Origin of the sequence: Rhizobacter sp. (genome assembly GCA_019635355.1) — a bacterium.
Classification (GTDB): domain Bacteria; phylum Pseudomonadota; class Gammaproteobacteria; order Burkholderiales; family Burkholderiaceae_C; genus Rhizobacter.
This window is the reverse complement of sequence record JAHBZQ010000001.1, coordinates 2895393-2909323: the sequence shown is the minus strand read 5'-3', so window position 1 is coordinate 2909323 and position 13931 is coordinate 2895393. Positions and strand designations below refer to the sequence as shown.

Genomic DNA, 13931 nt, shown 5'->3' with positions numbered 1-13931 from the left:
CCTTGACGACGTCCGCGACAGCGGCGTCAAAATTATAGGGTCAAGTGACTAAGTGCATGTGGTGGATGCCTTGGCGATTACAGGCGACGAAGGACGTGATAGCCTGCGATAAGCTTCGGGGAGCTGGCAAATTAGCTTTGATCCGGAGATTTCCGAATGGGGAAACCCACCCTTAGGGGTATCGCATGATGAATACATAGTCATGCGAGGCGAACCGGGTGAACTGAAACATCTCAGTAGCTCGAGGAATAGACATCAACCGAGATTCCGAAAGTAGTGGCGAGCGAAATTGGAACAGCCTGCACGTTTTAGCTATCGACTTATCAGAACGGAATGGAAAGTCCGACCATAGTGGGTGATAGTCCCGTATGAAAAAAGTTGATAGTGGAACTAGGCGTGCGACAAGTAGGGCGGGACACGTGTAATCCTGTCTGAATATGGGGGGACCATCCTCCAAGGCTAAATACTCGTAATCGACCGATAGCGAACTAGTACCGTGAGGGAAAGGCGAAAAGAACCCCGGGAGGGGAGTGAAATAGATCCTGAAACCGCATGCATACAAACAGTCGGAGCCCGCAAGGGTGACGGCGTACCTTTTGTATAATGGGTCAGCGACTTACATTCAGTGGCAAGCTTAACCGAATAGGGAAGGCGTAGGGAAACCGAGTCCGAATAGGGCGTTCAGTCGCTGGGTGTAGACCCGAAACCAAGTGATCTATCCATGGCCAGGATGAAGGTAGGGTAACACCTGCTGGAGGTCCGAACCGACTAGTGTTGCAAAACTAGCGGATGAGCTGTGGATAGGGGTGAAAGGCTAAACAAACTTGGAAATAGCTGGTTCTCTCCGAAAACTATTTAGGTAGTGCCTCAAGTATTACCTGCGGGGGTAGAGCACTGTTTAGGCTAGGGGGTCATGGCGACTTACCAAACCTTGGCAAACTCCGAATACCGCAGAGTACAGCTTGGGAGACAGTGCACCGGGTGCTAACGTCCGGACACAAGAGGGAAACAACCCAGACCGCCAGCTAAGGTCCCCAAAATTGGCTAAGTGGGAAACGAAGTGGGAAGGCTAAAACAGTCAGGATGTTGGCTTAGAAGCAGCCATCATTTAAAGAAAGCGTAATAGCTCACTGATCGAGTCGTCCTGCGCGGAAGATGTAACGGGGCTAAGCCAGTTACCGAAGCTGCGGATGCATCGCAAGATGCGTGGTAGGAGAGCGTTCTGTACGCCTGTGAAGGTGGCTTGTGAAGGCTGCTGGAGGTATCAGAAGTGCGAATGCTGACATGAGTAGCGTTAAAGGGGGTGAAAAGCCCCCTCGCCGTAAGCGCAAGGTTTCCTACGCAACGTTCATCGGCGTAGGGTGAGTCGGCCCCTAAGGCGAGGCAGAGATGCGTAGCTGATGGGAAACAGGTCAATATTCCTGTACCGATATGTAGTGCGATGTGGGGACGGAGAAGGTTAGCTCAGCCGGGTGTTGGATGTCCCGGTTCAAGCGTGTAGTCATACCCTTTAGGCAAATCCGGAGGGATTAGATGAGGCGTGATAACGAGGCGGCTTGCCGCTGAAGTGAGTGATACCCTGCTTCCAGGAAAAGCCACTAAGCTCCAGCTACATACGACCGTACCGCAAACCGACACTGGTGCGCGAGATGAGTATTCTAAGGCGCTTGAGAGAACTCTGGAGAAGGAACTCGGCAAATTGACACCGTAACTTCGGAAGAAGGTGTGCCTTTAGTAGGTGATCCATTTACTTGGTGAGCCCAATGAGGCCGCAGAGAATCGGTGGCTGCAACTGTTTATTAAAAACACAGCACTCTGCAAAGACGAAAGTCGACGTATAGGGTGTGACGCCTGCCCGGTGCTGGAAGATTAAATGATGGGGTGCAAGCTCTTGACTGAAGTCCCAGTAAACGGCGGCCGTAACTATAACGGTCCTAAGGTAGCGAAATTCCTTGTCGGGTAAGTTCCGACCTGCACGAATGGCGTAATGATGGCCACACTGTCTCCTCCAGAGACTCAGCGAAGTTGAAATGTTTGTGATGATGCAATCTCCCCGCGGAAAGACGGAAAGACCCCATGAACCTTTACTGTAGCTTTACATTGGACTTTGAACAGATCTGTGTAGGATAGGTGGGAGGCTTTGAAGCGGTGCCGCTAGGTGTCGTGGAGCCAACGTTGAAATACCACCCTGGTGTGTTTGAGGTTCTAACCTTGGCCCGTTATCCGGGTTGGGGACAGTGTATGGTGGGCAGTTTGACTGGGGCGGTCTCCTCCCAAAGCGTAACGGAGGAGTTCGAAGGTACGCTAGGCACGGTCGGAAATCGTGCTGATAGTGCATAGGCATAAGCGTGCTTGACTGCGAGACTGACAAGTCGAGCAGGTACGAAAGTAGGACTAAGTGATCCGGTGGTTCTGTATGGAAGGGCCATCGCTCAACGGATAAAAGGTACTCTGGGGATAACAGGCTGATACCGCCCAAGAGTTCATATCGACGGCGGTGTTTGGCACCTCGATGTCGGCTCATCTCATCCTGGGGCTGTAGCCGGTCCCAAGGGTATGGCTGTTCGCCATTTAAAGAGGTACGTGAGCTGGGTTTAAAACGTCGTGAGACAGTTTGGTCCCTATCTTCCGTGGGCGCTGCAAGATTGAGAGAGCCTGCTCCTAGTACGAGAGGACCGGAGTGGACGCACCTCTGGTGTATCGGTTGTCACGCCAGTGGCATTGCCGAGTAGCTATGTGCGGAAGAGATAACCGCTGAAAGCATCTAAGCGGGAAACTCGTCTTAAGATAAGTCTTGCCGGGGCCTTGAGCCCCCTGAAGAGTCGTTCGAGACCAGGACGTTGATAGGCTGGGTGTGGAAGCGTAGTAATACGTTAAGCTAACCAGTACTAATTGCTCGTGAGGCTTGACCCTATAATTTTGACGAATGTCAAGTGGGTAAGCTGTTATGCCAGTCTTCAATTGAAGCGGCGCAATCAAATGCTGATTCACAGTTTATAAACTGTGCGACTCTACAAATTGGCTGTCTTGAGCACTCAAGGCAGTGACCGGTTAAGCCTGATGACCATAGCGAGGTGGTCCCACTCCTTCCCATCCCGAACAGGACAGTGAAACGCCTCAGCGCCGATGATAGTGCGGATTCCCGTGTGAAAGTAGGACATTGTCAGGCTATTAATTGAAACCCCCGTCACGATGTGGCGGGGGTTTTTGCTTTTCGATTCGCAATTGGAAAGTCACCAAAAATGTGCAGGCCTGCGGGCCTAACGCAGAAAAGGCCGCTCCGCGCGGCCTCTTTTCTTTCAAGCAAAATCCTCAGGCCGTGGCTGGGCGCAATTCACGTCGGAGAATTTTGCCGACATTGGACTTTGGCAAGTCGTTCCTGAACTCGATGTGCTTCGGGCGTTTGTAGCCTGTGAAGTTTTGCGTGCAGTACTCGAACAACGCGTCCTCGGACAAGGTCGGGTCCTTTCGAACGACAAAAAGCTTGACCACCTCGCCCGACTTCTCGTCGGGGACACCGATCGCGGCACATTCCAGCACACCCGGGTGCATGCCCACCACCTGCTCGATCTCGTTGGGGTACACGTTGAAGCCGGACACCAAGATCATGTCCTTCTTGCGGTCGACGATCTTGGTATACCCGTCGGCGTCCATCACACCCACGTCGCCCGATTTGAAGAAGCCGTCGGGCGTCATCACCTTCGCGGTCTCGTCGGGCCGGTTCCAATAACCTGCCATGACCTGCGGGCCACGGATGCAGATCTCGCCGGGCTCGCCGTAAGGAACATCGCGACCATCATCGTCTCGGATCGCGATGTCGGTCAGCGGCACTGGCAAACCGATCGAGCCGGTGAAGCCCGAAATGTCGAAGCGATTGATGGTCGCGACGGGCGATGTTTCCGAGAGGCCGTAGCCTTCGACCACCGGACAGCCGGTGATCTTGAGCCAGCGTTCGGCCGTGGCCTGTTGCACGGCCATGCCGCCACCATTCGAAATCTTGAGCCCTGAAAAGTCGAGCTTCGGAAAATCAGGATGGTTGGCGAGGGCGTTGAACAAGGTGTTCACCGCCGGGAACATGTGGACCTGGTGTTTGCGCAAGGTGGCGATGAAGCCCGGGATGTCGCGCGGATTCGGAATCAGCAGATTGAGGATGCCCAGCCGCGCCCCCAGCATGTAGCAGGCTGTCAGCGCGAAGATGTGATACAGCGGCAAGGCACAGACCGCGACCATCTGAACGTTCGCATCGATCGTGGCGAGCCGAGGCTGAAACCATGCTTCAGATTGAAGGATGTTGGCGACCACATTGCGGTGGAGCAGTGTGGCGCCTTTCGATACACCAGTCGTGCCACCCGTGTACTGCAGGAATGCCACGCTTTCCGGGGTCAGCTTCGGTCGCTGCAAGGTCTGACGTGAGCCTTCGGACACGGCCGTGTTGAACCGGGTCACGGTGCGGCCGTCGCCCACGGGCAAACGGAACGGCGGCACCATCTTCTTCACGTTGCGAACAACGAGGTTGACGAGCGTGCCTTTCGCGGCACCGAGCAAGTCGCCCATCGACGCCAACACGACATGGCGGACCTTGGTGTTGCCGATCACCTGCTCCAAGGTCTTGGCGAAGTTCTCCAGGATGAAGATCGCCTCGGCGCCCGAATCCTTGAGCTGATGCTCCAGTTCGCGCGGCGTGTAGAGCGGGTTCACGTTCACGACCACGAAGCCGCCGCGCAAGATGGCGGCGATCGCCGGCATGTACTGCAACACGTTGGGCATCATGATGGCCACACGCGCACCAGGCTGCAGGCCTTTGGCCTGAAGCCACGCAGCAAGCGCGGTGGACATCCGATCGATGTCGCGGAACTTGAGCGATGCCTCCATGCAGATGGCCGCGGTGCGCTCTCCGTACTTGGCGTAGGACTCCTCGAGCAACTCGACGAGCGAGTTGTACTGGTTGAGGTTGACGTCGATCGGGACGCCCGGGGGATAGCTCTTCAGCCAGGGTTTTTCCATGCTGTTCACGCCGAGTTTTGACCGCGCGGATGATCCCAGCCGGCGCTGACGGGTGGCTACGGTAGTTGTCCTAGCGCCCTCGACGCGGCCGCATCTTCTGCGTCAAACAGTGCATTCAGCAGCGCATGCTCGCGGGTGCTCACTGTGCCAAGGAACTCTTGTGCACCCCGCATCGCGAGAAACGTGTCGAATCCGCTTTCAAGAAACCCCTGCAGGGCAGACAGGCCCGCGGCACGCGCCGGGCCGCGCATCATGCGAAGGCTGTGCCGCAGCAGGGGTTTGCGGGTGAGCGCGTCGAGGTCGCGGCCGACGTCCAAGGTCAAGGCGACTTGCTGCTCACGGTCACGCGCGTGCCCGATGGCGCGCCAGGCCTTCACATAAGCCGCGGCATCCACCTCGGCGCCAGCCAAGGCGTGCGCCATCGCCGAATCGAGCCGCTCTGACAGCGCGTGCAAGCTGGCCAGCGTCGCCACGGTGGCGACCACGTCGCGCGGAAACAGGCGCACCAGAGCCGGCACCACCCGGGCGAACTGCGCATCGCGGTGGCTGAAGTCGCTCGGGCCATACAGCTCGTCGAGAAAGAACCGCGCCGCAGCCCCATAGCGTGGCGTCGCCAGGAGGTCGGCATAGGTGTGCGCGAAGCGGCGCTGCTGATACGCCTTCAAGGCTTGCACACGCGCGTGCAACTCGGGAGACGCAGCGCGCAGGCGCCGTTCGTGTTCGACGGTTTCCAGGTGGCCAAGGATCAACGCAGCGGGTGTGGACATCGTTCGGGCGCGGGTTTTTCATGGCGCCGAGTAGTCGTGCATCTCTACGGCGCCGCGGAGGAATGATGCAACACTCATCGCCACATGGAACGACGCAGCCTTCTGAAACTCGGCGTGGGCGCCGCGGCGCTGCTCGCACTGGCCGGCGGCGGCGTGGCGCTGTTCCAGCCGGGGCTGGCCGCGGGCCGTCTCACTGACTCGGGCAAGACCGTGTTCGACGCGGTTGCGCGTGCCGTGCTCGACGGCAGCCTGCCCCAAGCCGCGGCTGCGAAACGCGCCGCACTCGATGCACAGCTGAAACGCCTCGACGAGGTGATCCTCGCGTTTCCCAGCGCCGTGCAGGCCGAACTCTCACAACTGCTCGCGATTCTTTCGACGAGCGCCGGCCGCCGTGTGCTCGCCGGCCTGCCGACCGATTGGCCTGACGCGAGCGCGGCCGAGATCCAGGCCGCCTTCGACGACATGCGCCTGTCTGGCCTTGCGGCGCGACAGCAGGCGTACCACGCCCTGCGCGACCTCACCAACGCCGCCTTCTACGCAGACGCTGCGGCATGGCCGCTCATCGGCTACCCGGGCCCCCGGCCGACATGACCACCACCGCGAGCACCGTTCCCGACCCGATACGCGCCGGCCTGCAACGCGGCTGGCGCGTGCTGGGCGGCACCCACGGGCCCTTGCCCGCCCAGATGACCTGCGACGTGGCCATCATCGGCAGCGGCGCCGGTGCCGGCATCACCGCCGAGTTGCTGACGCAGGCCGGGCTTCGGGTCGTGCTGGTGGAAGAAGGCCCGCTCAAGAGCAGCAGCGACTTCCGACAGTTGGAAAGCGAGGCCTACCCGAGCCTCTACCAGGAGTCCGCGGGCCGCAAGACCGCCGACAAAGCGATCACCATCCTGCAGGGCCGCTGCGTGGGTGGCTCCACCACGGTGAACTGGACGAGCTCGTTCCGCACGCCGCCCGGCACCCTGCAGCACTGGCAGCAGCACTTCGGCCTGGCCGACTACACCGAGGAGGCCTTGGCGCCCTGGTTCGCCCAGGCCGAGCAACGCCTCAACATCGGCCCCTGGCTGACGCCGGCGAATCGCAACAACGAGGTCCTGCGCGCCGGAGCGAGCCGCCTGGGCATCTCTGCGGCGGGCATCCAGCGCAACGTAAAAGGCTGCTGGAACCTCGGCTCCTGCGGCATGGGCTGCCCGACCAACGCCAAGCAGTCGATGCTGGTGACCACCATCCCCACCGCGCTCGACCGCGGCGCCACGCTGCTCGTGGAGACACGCGCCGAAGCCTTCGTGGTGGGGCACGGCCAGGTGCAGGCGCTCGTGTGCACGCCGGTCACCGCCAATGGCTCGCCCACGCGGGGCGTCGCGTCCACACGCATCGTTGCCCGCCATTTCGTCGTCGCCGGTGGCGCGATCAACAGCCCGGCGCTCTTGATGCGCTCCGGCGTGCCCGACCCACACCGCCTGCTCGGCAAACGCACCTTCCTGCACCCGGTGGTGATCTCGGCGGCCACGTTTGACGAGCGCGTCGAGGCCTGGAGCGGCGCACCGCAGACACTCTACAGCGACCACTTCCTGCACACCCAGGCGATCGACGGGCCGATGGGCTACAAACTCGAGGCGCCGCCCATGCACCCGGTGATCGTCTCGACCACGCTCACCGGCCACGGGCAGGCCCAGGCCGATCTGCTGAAGCAGTTTCCGCACACACAAGGCCTCCTCGCCTTGCTGCGCGACGGCTTCCACGCCGAGTCCATCGGGGGCGCCGTGCAACTGCGCGGCGATGGGTCCCCCGTGCTCGACTACCCCTTGAACGACTACGTGATGGACGGCGCCCGCCGTGCCTTCCTCAGCATGGCCGAGATCCAGTTCGCGGCCGGTGCGCGCCAGGTGATGCCGGTGCATGAACTCGCGCGCCAGTACACGAGCTGGACGCAGGCGCGCGACGCGATCCAGGCCCTGCCGATGAAGCCACTGCTGACCCGTGTGGTCAGCGCGCATGTGATGGGCGGCTGCGCGATGGCCGGCACCGAGCGGCAAGGCGTGGTGCGACCCGATGGCGTGCACTGGCAACTGGCCAACCTGTCGGTGCACGATGGCTCGCTCTTCCCCACGAGCATCGGCGCCAACCCACAGCTTTCGGTGTACGGCGTGGCCAACCGCCTGGCGACGGGCCTCGCCAAGTCAATGACGGGACGAGACGTACAACTCGTCGCGTAGCATCGCCGGATGCTCGCTCGGCTCCAGCAGTTCATCACCCTCGGGCTCCTCGCAACCGCCATCGCATGGGCCGCCTGGTGCGTGCAGCGCGGCCACACGACGTGGGCCTGGGCCGGTGCGGCGGTGGTGGTCTTCGGCTACGCCCCCTTCCTTGCAGTGGAACTCGTGCTCGTCTGGTTTGTGCACGGCAATGATCCGGCGCCCAAGGCGAGCCCGGCGCAGCTCTTCAAGGCCTGGTGGGCCGAGGTGCTGGCGGCGCCGCGGGTCTTCTGCTGGCAGCAACCCTTCCGCTCCCGCCGCGAACCCGATCACCTGCCCGCAACACCCAGCCGCCGCGGTGTGGTGCTGGTGCACGGTTTCGTGTGCAACCGCGGATTCTGGAACCGCTGGATGCCGCAGCTGCGTGCACAAGGTGTGCCCTTCATCGCGGTCAACCTCGAGCCGGTGTTCGGCACCATCAGCGACTACGTGCCCATCATCGAAGACGCGGTGCAGCGCCTCGAGCACAGCACCGGGCAGGCGCCGGTGCTCGTCGGCCACAGCATGGGCGGCCTCGCGATCCGCGCGTGGTATGCCGCGAGTGGCGCAGGCCGGGTGCACCGCATCGTGACCATCGGCAGCCCGCATCGCGGCACCTGGCTCGCGCGCTTCGGCAGCACGCAGAACGCACGCGAGATGGCGCTCGGCACCGACTGGCAGAAGGCCCTCGAAGCGCTCGAGCCGGCCCAGCACTTCGAGCGCTTCATCTGCTTCTACAGCCACTGCGACAACGTTGTATTTCCGGCCTCGACTGCCACGCTGCCCGGCGCCGACAACCGTCACCTCGTCGGCATGGCGCACGTGCACATGGTGGACCACCCGCTCGTGCTGCAGGCGGTGCTGGACACGCTGACCCCGGCTCAGTAGACGCGATCGCTCGGCAGCCGCGCGTCGGCCGCGAGTTCGCCCTCGTGCGACACCCGCTCGTAGAGCGGCGTGAAGTCGGGCGCGGTGGCCTCGAAGAGCTGCTCGAAGCCGCTGATGACGAAGTAGGTGGCCTGGTAGCTGTCGATGCGGTAGCGGGTGCGCATGATGCGTTCGACGTCGAAGCCCAGGCGTTGTGGCGCCGGGCTCTGCACGCTGTGGCGCAGCTCGCCGGTCGACGAGAGGATGCCCGCGCCATACGCCCGCAAACCCTTCGGCGTGGCGATGAGCCCGAACTCCACCGTGTACCAGTAGAGCCGCGCGAGGTACTCGCAGGCCTGCAGGCGGCTCGCCTTCAGTCCCCCCGCGCCATAGGCCTGCATGTAGTCGGCGAACACCGGGTTGAAAAGCAGCGGCACGTGGCCGAAAAGGTCGTGGAAGACATCGGGCTCGACCACATAGTCGAACTCTTCCGGCTTGCGGATCCACCCCGTGACTGGAAAGCGCCGCTGCGCGAGCAGCGCGAAGAATGCTTCTTCGGGGATGAGGCCGGGCACCGCCACCACCTCCCACTTCGTCGCGCGGTGGAGGCGCTCCGACAGCGCATCGAAGCGCGGAATGCGATGCGGCTCGCCGAGCTGCTCGACGGCCGCAATGAACTCCTCGCAGGCCAGGCCCGGCAGTTGCGCGGCCTGCCGCTGGTAAAGCCGCTCGTAGAGCGCGTGGTCGTCGGGGGTGTAGCGCGACCACTGCTGTTCGCAGGTGTAGTCGGCGCGGGCGGAGGCGTAGTCGCCGCGGGGTGGGCGGGTGCCGGTGCCGTAGGTGACCGGCGCGACCCCCTGGTTGACTGCCTTGTGAGCGTTGGCCATGGCGGTTCGTGCAGACGAGAAGGTCGTAGGTTCCCGCGTGCCGGCGCTTTTTGCAAGCCTCGTGCGTTCAGCTTTCGATGTCGCGCACGAACTGCAGCGTGGCCGGCTCGGAGAGGTTGAGCAGCTGCGAGAGCGCGCTGATGTCATCCGGGATGGCCGGGTTGTCCCAGCTCTCGGCGCTGTGGCGCGCCAGGCGCACCGCCAGCATCACGTTCTGCACCGAGGGGTGGCGGGCGTGGCGGTCGTCGGTGATCTGGATCAGCAAGTCCGGCAGCGCCCAGGCGCGCATCAACGCCTGCTGCAGGTCGAAGAGCTGGATGTTGAGCACCTGCTGCTGGACCGTGTGCGAGCGCAGCGTGGGGTCGGCCTTCTGCGCGGTGCGGATCTGCAGCGCGAGCGTCGGAGCATGGCACCACAGCAGCATCTCGGCGAAATCGTGCAGCAGCGTGGCCTCGTAGATCACCGCGGCGTCGTGGTCCATGCGGTGCACCGCGAACGACAGTGCGAACTGGGCCGCGCGGTGCGCACGACGCAGCACCTCGCCCACGCCTTCGAGCGCCTCGGGCTGGTCGCCCAACCAATCCTCAATGGCCGGCTGCAGGCCGAAATTGCCGAAGAAGGGCGAGATGCCCATCATCACCACCGCCGCGGTCACGGTCTCCACATCGGTGATGAGCCGCGGCGGCCGGTGCGTCGAGGCGTAGGCTAGCACCTTGAGCGTCATCAGCGGGTCGTCGGCCACCATCTCGCCGATGAGGTTGGCGTCGACGTCGTCTTCGTTCGCCCGCATGGCTTCGAGCGCATCGGCCGTGCTGCCGAGCACCGGGATCTCGGCATCGCGGAAATGCCTCACCCACGCGTCCAGGTCACGCAGCGGTTGCGTGATGAACGAAGGGGGCGGTGCGATCGGGTCCACGTCAGCTAGTCGAATGGGGTACTTCTTACCGAGGTTATCGGCCGCCACCGGTGCGGACTTGAGCCTCAGCGCCCGCCGAGCTTGGCCTTCTGGTCGAGGCCGACCTTCTTGTTGACGAATTGCAGCGCCGCCACCTTCGACAGGTCGACCTCGCCCGCCTTGTAGAGGCCGGCCTTCACCATCTGCGCGTAGAAGTCGTTGATGCGCGCCTGGCTCATGGCGCCAATGCCCCCGGCAAGCGACTCGCCCGAGTCGACGATGCCTTGTTGCTTCATCAGCGAAACCGAGGCTTCCATCTCGGCTTCGGTCATCTCGGGGTTGTCTTTCATCATCAGCGCGGCGGCGGCCTTGCGGTCGCCGTAGAGGTAGTTCACCCAGCCGACGATCGACGCGTCGACGAAGCGCTGCACCAGGTCGGGCTTGGCCTTGACGGTCTCGGCGCGCGCTTCGATGAGCGTCGAGTAGGTCGAGAAGCCGTGGTCGGCGAGCAGGTGCACCACCGGCTTGAACTTGCCCTGGTTCTGCACGTAGATCGGCTCGGCCACCGAGTAGCCCTGCTGGATCGCCTTGGGGTTCGCGAGGAAGGGGCCTAGGTTGTAGTTGTAGGGCTTGAGGGCTTCGTCCTTGAAGCCGTGGGTGACCTTGAGCCACTGCCACCAGCTGAACTGGCCATCCTTCGCGATCAGCGCGACCGGCGCGTTCTTCAGCGCGGCGAAGTTCTCGTAGCCCTGGCCCGGGTGCGCGATGAGCGCCTGCGGGTCCTTCTGGAACATCGCCGCCACCACCACGGTCGGCACGCCGTTCTTCACGTTGTCGAAGCTGTGCAGCAGGTTGCCGGTCATCAGGAAGTCGATGCGGCCGGCGGGCAGCAGCGGCCGGTTGTTCACCTGCGGGCCGCCTTGCTGGATGGTGACGTCGAGCCCGTACTTCTTGTAGGTGCCGTCGGCCACCGCCTGGTAGAAGCCGCCGTGCGCGGCCTGCGCCTTCCAGTTGGTCGCGAAGGTCACCTTGTCTTGGGCGAGGGCCGTGCTGCAGGCCACGAGGGCCACGGCGGCGAGGGCGAGTGTGCGCATGAGGGCTCCAGAAAGAAGGTCGGAAAGAAGGTCAATCGGGCTTGGAAGATTCGACCGCATGCCAGCGCCCGAGCAGGGCGCGCGACAGTGCGTTGAAGCTCCAGAAGATCAGCACGCCCGTCAACACCAGCAGTGCCAGCGCGGCGAACATCTTGGGGGTCTCGGTGCGGAAGCTGGCTTCGAGGATGCGTGAGGCCAACCCCGTTTCGCGGCCCGCCGCGCCGGCCACCATCTCGGCGGTGACGGCGCCGATCAGGCTCAGGCCGCCGGAGATTTTCAGCCCCGCCACGAAGTAGGGCAAGGCGCTCGGCACCAGCAGCCAGCGCAGGCGCTGCAGGGGTGTGGCGCGGTAGAGGCGGAAGAGGTCGTGCAGTTGTGGGTCGGCGGCGCGCAGGCCGATCACGGTGTTCGAGAGGATGGGAAAGAAGGCCACGATCCACGCGCACAGCAGCAGCGCGGCGGTGGTGCTCTCGACGTAGATGAGGATCAGCGGGGCCACCGCGACGATGGGTGTGACCTGCAGCACCACCGCGATCGGAAAGAGCGCCTGCTCGACCGCCCGCGACAGCGCGAACACCGCCGCGATCAACACGCCGCCCGCGCAGGCCAGCAGCAGCGCGCCGAAGGTGATCTTGAGCGTGAACCACCAGCTCGCCGCCAGCGAGCCGAAGTTGGCCACCAGCGTCTGCACCACGAGGCTAGGTGCGGGCAGCGTGTAGTGCGGGATGTGGGCGAGGCGCACCAGCGCTTCCCAGGCCGCGACGAGCGCAAGCAAGGTCAGCACCGGCACGGCACGCCGCATCAGCCCGCCACCTGCGATGCTTCGAGCGCCTGGCCGATGCGCTGGCACAGGGCGAGAAATCGCTCGGTGCTGCGGAAGGCCGGGCGGCGCGGGTAGGGCTCGTCGACCACCACTTCGTCGACCACCCGCCCCGGCCGCGCGCCCATCACCAGCACCCGCTGGCTCAGGTACACCGCCTCGTAGATGCTGTGCGTGACGAAGAGCACCGCCAGCGTGCTGGTGTGCCACCACTGCAGCAGGTCGTCGTTGAGCTTCTGGCGGGTGAACTCGTCGAGCGCGGCGAAGGGCTCGTCCATCAGCAGCACACGGGGTTGGGCCACCAGTGCCCGTGCGATCGAAGCGCGCATCTTCATGCCGCCGGAGAGTTCGGCCGGGTGGGCGTCGGCGAAGTCGGCCAGGCCCACGAGGCGCAGCACCGATTCGACCCGCTCGGTAGCCTGTGCCCGCGACTGGCCGGCGATGCGCAACGGCAGCCACACGTTGTCGAACACGCTGGCCCAGGGCATCAGCGTGGCGTCTTGAAAGACGCAGGCGGTGTCGGCTGGCGCACGGCGGTCCAGCGCGGGGGCCGACACGCTGCCGCTCGTGGCCCGATCCAGCCCGGCCACCAGCCGCAGCACGCTGCTCTTGCCGCAACCCGACGGGCCCAGCAAGGAGACGAACTCGTGCGGCCCCACCGCCAGCGACACATCGCGCAGCGCCAGCACGCCGTTGGCGTAGCGTTTGTCGACGTGGTCCAGCGCGAGCAGGGGCGGCATGCCCGCGAGTGTGCCCTAGCGAACTACAGGCGTCTCACGCCCGGCAAGTGGCCGATCAGGTTCCCGTCGAGATAGAGCGCGCCCTCGGGAGCACCCGCGTCGGCGTAGAACTCGAGCGTCTCGGGGAGCACCGGCAAGGTCGCGATCGCGGGTTCGCCCACGCGCTGGGCCAGGCGGGCCAGCAGGCGGCTCGCGCTGCGCAGGAGGGCGGCGGCCAGGCGCCGCAGGGGGTGGGCGGGAGGGCGGGGCGTGGTCTCGGCGGGGTTCCACGTCACGAGTCTCAGGTGGGTCATGGCGATGTCCTTCAGGCGTTGCCCGCGCGTGGCGGGCAAGGGGTCATGGGCTGTCCTTGCGGGGGTCGAGCTGGGCCAGGGTCTGGCGTAGGTCCTGGCGTGATCGCTGGCGCTGCGCGCCGGTGCTCGGTCGGTGGCTGCCGGCCCGGCGGCTGCGGGCGGCGGTGGCAAACGGGTTGCGTGGCTTGGGTGTGTCGATGACGAACTTCATGGGGCACTCCTGGGCGGACGGGTGTCCGCACGACAAAAACAAAACGGCCCGGGGCGTTGGACGCATCCCGGGCCGTGTGGCGCTCTTGCTGCAAGAGCACTCAGGTGAGCAACGGC

At 63.7% G+C, this 13931-nt stretch carries 12 protein-coding genes and 2 rRNA genes; 5 read left to right on the top strand and 9 right to left on the bottom strand.

What is annotated here, in order from left to right; genetic code table 11:
• Positions 1-38: 38 nt before the first annotated feature.
• Both KF892_13190 and rrf read left to right on the top strand, forming a co-directional pair.
• A 23S ribosomal RNA gene (locus tag KF892_13190) occupies positions 39-2913 on the top strand.
• Positions 2914-3056: 143 nt separating this feature from the next.
• Positions 3057-3169, top strand: a 5S ribosomal RNA gene (gene rrf / locus KF892_13185).
• A gap of 143 nt (positions 3170-3312) precedes the next feature.
• On the opposite strand, the gene KF892_13180 is transcribed toward rrf, so the two are convergent.
• Both KF892_13180 and KF892_13175 read right to left on the bottom strand, forming a co-directional pair.
• The gene (locus KF892_13180) at positions 3313-5004 is read right to left on the bottom strand and encodes a long-chain-fatty-acid--CoA ligase (GenBank protein ID MBX3625964.1); all 1692 of its coding nucleotides are present in this window, start codon (positions 5002-5004) and stop codon (positions 3313-3315) included.
• Positions 5005-5060: 56 nt separating this feature from the next.
• Positions 5061-5771, bottom strand: coding sequence for a hypothetical protein (locus KF892_13175; GenBank protein ID MBX3625963.1), 711 nt, complete (start codon positions 5769-5771; stop codon positions 5061-5063).
• 84 nt (positions 5772-5855) lie between these two features.
• On the opposite strand from KF892_13175, the gene KF892_13170 reads away from it, so the two are divergent.
• Genes KF892_13170 through KF892_13160 form a run of 3 tightly spaced genes read left to right on the top strand, consistent with a single transcriptional unit; the run spans position 5856 to position 8896 of the window.
• Entirely contained in the window at positions 5856-6362 is a 507-nt protein-coding gene (locus tag KF892_13170; GenBank protein ID MBX3625962.1) for a hypothetical protein, read from the top strand.
• Positions 6359-7990 carry a GMC family oxidoreductase gene (locus KF892_13165; protein MBX3625961.1) on the top strand — a complete coding sequence of 544 codons (1632 nt, stop codon included), beginning with the start codon at positions 6359-6361 and terminating at the stop codon, positions 7988-7990. The genes KF892_13170 and KF892_13165 overlap by 4 nt, the downstream gene beginning before the upstream one ends.
• Before the next feature lie 9 nt (positions 7991-7999).
• Positions 8000-8896 (top strand): alpha/beta fold hydrolase, encoded by an 897-nt coding sequence (locus KF892_13160; GenBank protein ID MBX3625960.1) that lies wholly within the window; start codon positions 8000-8002, stop codon positions 8894-8896.
• Here the strand turns inward: KF892_13160 and KF892_13155 are convergent.
• The 7 genes from KF892_13155 to KF892_13125 all read right to left on the bottom strand — a co-directional run bounded on the left by KF892_13155 (position 8890) and on the right by KF892_13125 (position 13815).
• Positions 8890-9762: a phenylalanine 4-monooxygenase gene (locus KF892_13155; GenBank protein MBX3625959.1), complete on the bottom strand. Its 873-nt coding sequence runs from the start codon at positions 9760-9762 to the stop codon at positions 8890-8892. The genes KF892_13160 and KF892_13155 overlap by 7 nt on opposite strands.
• Positions 9763-9829: 67 nt before the next feature.
• Positions 9830-10669 (bottom strand): HDOD domain-containing protein, encoded by an 840-nt coding sequence (locus KF892_13150; protein ID MBX3625958.1) that lies wholly within the window; start codon positions 10667-10669, stop codon positions 9830-9832.
• Between the two features lie 74 nt (positions 10670-10743).
• Positions 10744-11751 carry an ABC transporter substrate-binding protein gene (locus KF892_13145; GenBank protein MBX3625957.1) on the bottom strand — a complete coding sequence of 336 codons (1008 nt, stop codon included), beginning with the start codon at positions 11749-11751 and terminating at the stop codon, positions 10744-10746.
• 31 nt (positions 11752-11782) lie between these two features.
• A complete protein-coding gene (locus tag KF892_13140; GenBank protein ID MBX3625956.1) occupies positions 11783-12553 on the bottom strand; it encodes an ABC transporter permease in 771 nt (256 codons plus the stop codon).
• Positions 12553-13311, bottom strand: coding sequence for an ABC transporter ATP-binding protein (locus KF892_13135; GenBank protein MBX3625955.1), 759 nt, complete (start codon positions 13309-13311; stop codon positions 12553-12555). Before KF892_13135 ends, KF892_13140 begins: the two co-directional genes overlap by 1 nt.
• Before the next feature lie 23 nt (positions 13312-13334).
• Positions 13335-13586: a hypothetical protein gene (locus tag KF892_13130; GenBank protein MBX3625954.1), complete on the bottom strand. Its 252-nt coding sequence runs from the start codon at positions 13584-13586 to the stop codon at positions 13335-13337.
• A gap of 61 nt (positions 13587-13647) precedes the next feature.
• Positions 13648-13815 carry a hypothetical protein gene (locus KF892_13125; GenBank protein MBX3625953.1) on the bottom strand — a complete coding sequence of 56 codons (168 nt, stop codon included), beginning with the start codon at positions 13813-13815 and terminating at the stop codon, positions 13648-13650.
• Positions 13816-13931 lie beyond the last annotated feature (116 nt).

Coding starts and splice junctions, on each gene's coding strand:
- KF892_13170 (MBX3625962.1), top strand. CDS start 5,856: ATGGAACGACGCAGCCTTCTGAAACTCGGCGTGGGCGCCGCGGCGCTG.
- KF892_13175 (MBX3625963.1), bottom strand. CDS start 5,771: ATGTCCACACCCGCTGCGTTGATCCTTGGCCACCTGGAAACCGTCGAA.
- KF892_13155 (MBX3625959.1), bottom strand. CDS start 9,762: ATGGCCAACGCTCACAAGGCAGTCAACCAGGGGGTCGCGCCGGTCACC.
- KF892_13180 (MBX3625964.1), bottom strand. CDS start 5,004: ATGGAAAAACCCTGGCTGAAGAGCTATCCCCCGGGCGTCCCGATCGAC.
- KF892_13160 (MBX3625960.1), top strand. CDS start 8,000: ATGCTCGCTCGGCTCCAGCAGTTCATCACCCTCGGGCTCCTCGCAACC.
- KF892_13140 (MBX3625956.1), bottom strand. CDS start 12,553: ATGCGGCGTGCCGTGCCGGTGCTGACCTTGCTTGCGCTCGTCGCGGCC.
- KF892_13165 (MBX3625961.1), top strand. CDS start 6,359: ATGACCACCACCGCGAGCACCGTTCCCGACCCGATACGCGCCGGCCTG.
- KF892_13125 (MBX3625953.1), bottom strand. CDS start 13,815: ATGAAGTTCGTCATCGACACACCCAAGCCACGCAACCCGTTTGCCACC.
- KF892_13145 (MBX3625957.1), bottom strand. CDS start 11,751: ATGCGCACACTCGCCCTCGCCGCCGTGGCCCTCGTGGCCTGCAGCACG.
- KF892_13135 (MBX3625955.1), bottom strand. CDS start 13,311: ATGCCGCCCCTGCTCGCGCTGGACCACGTCGACAAACGCTACGCCAAC.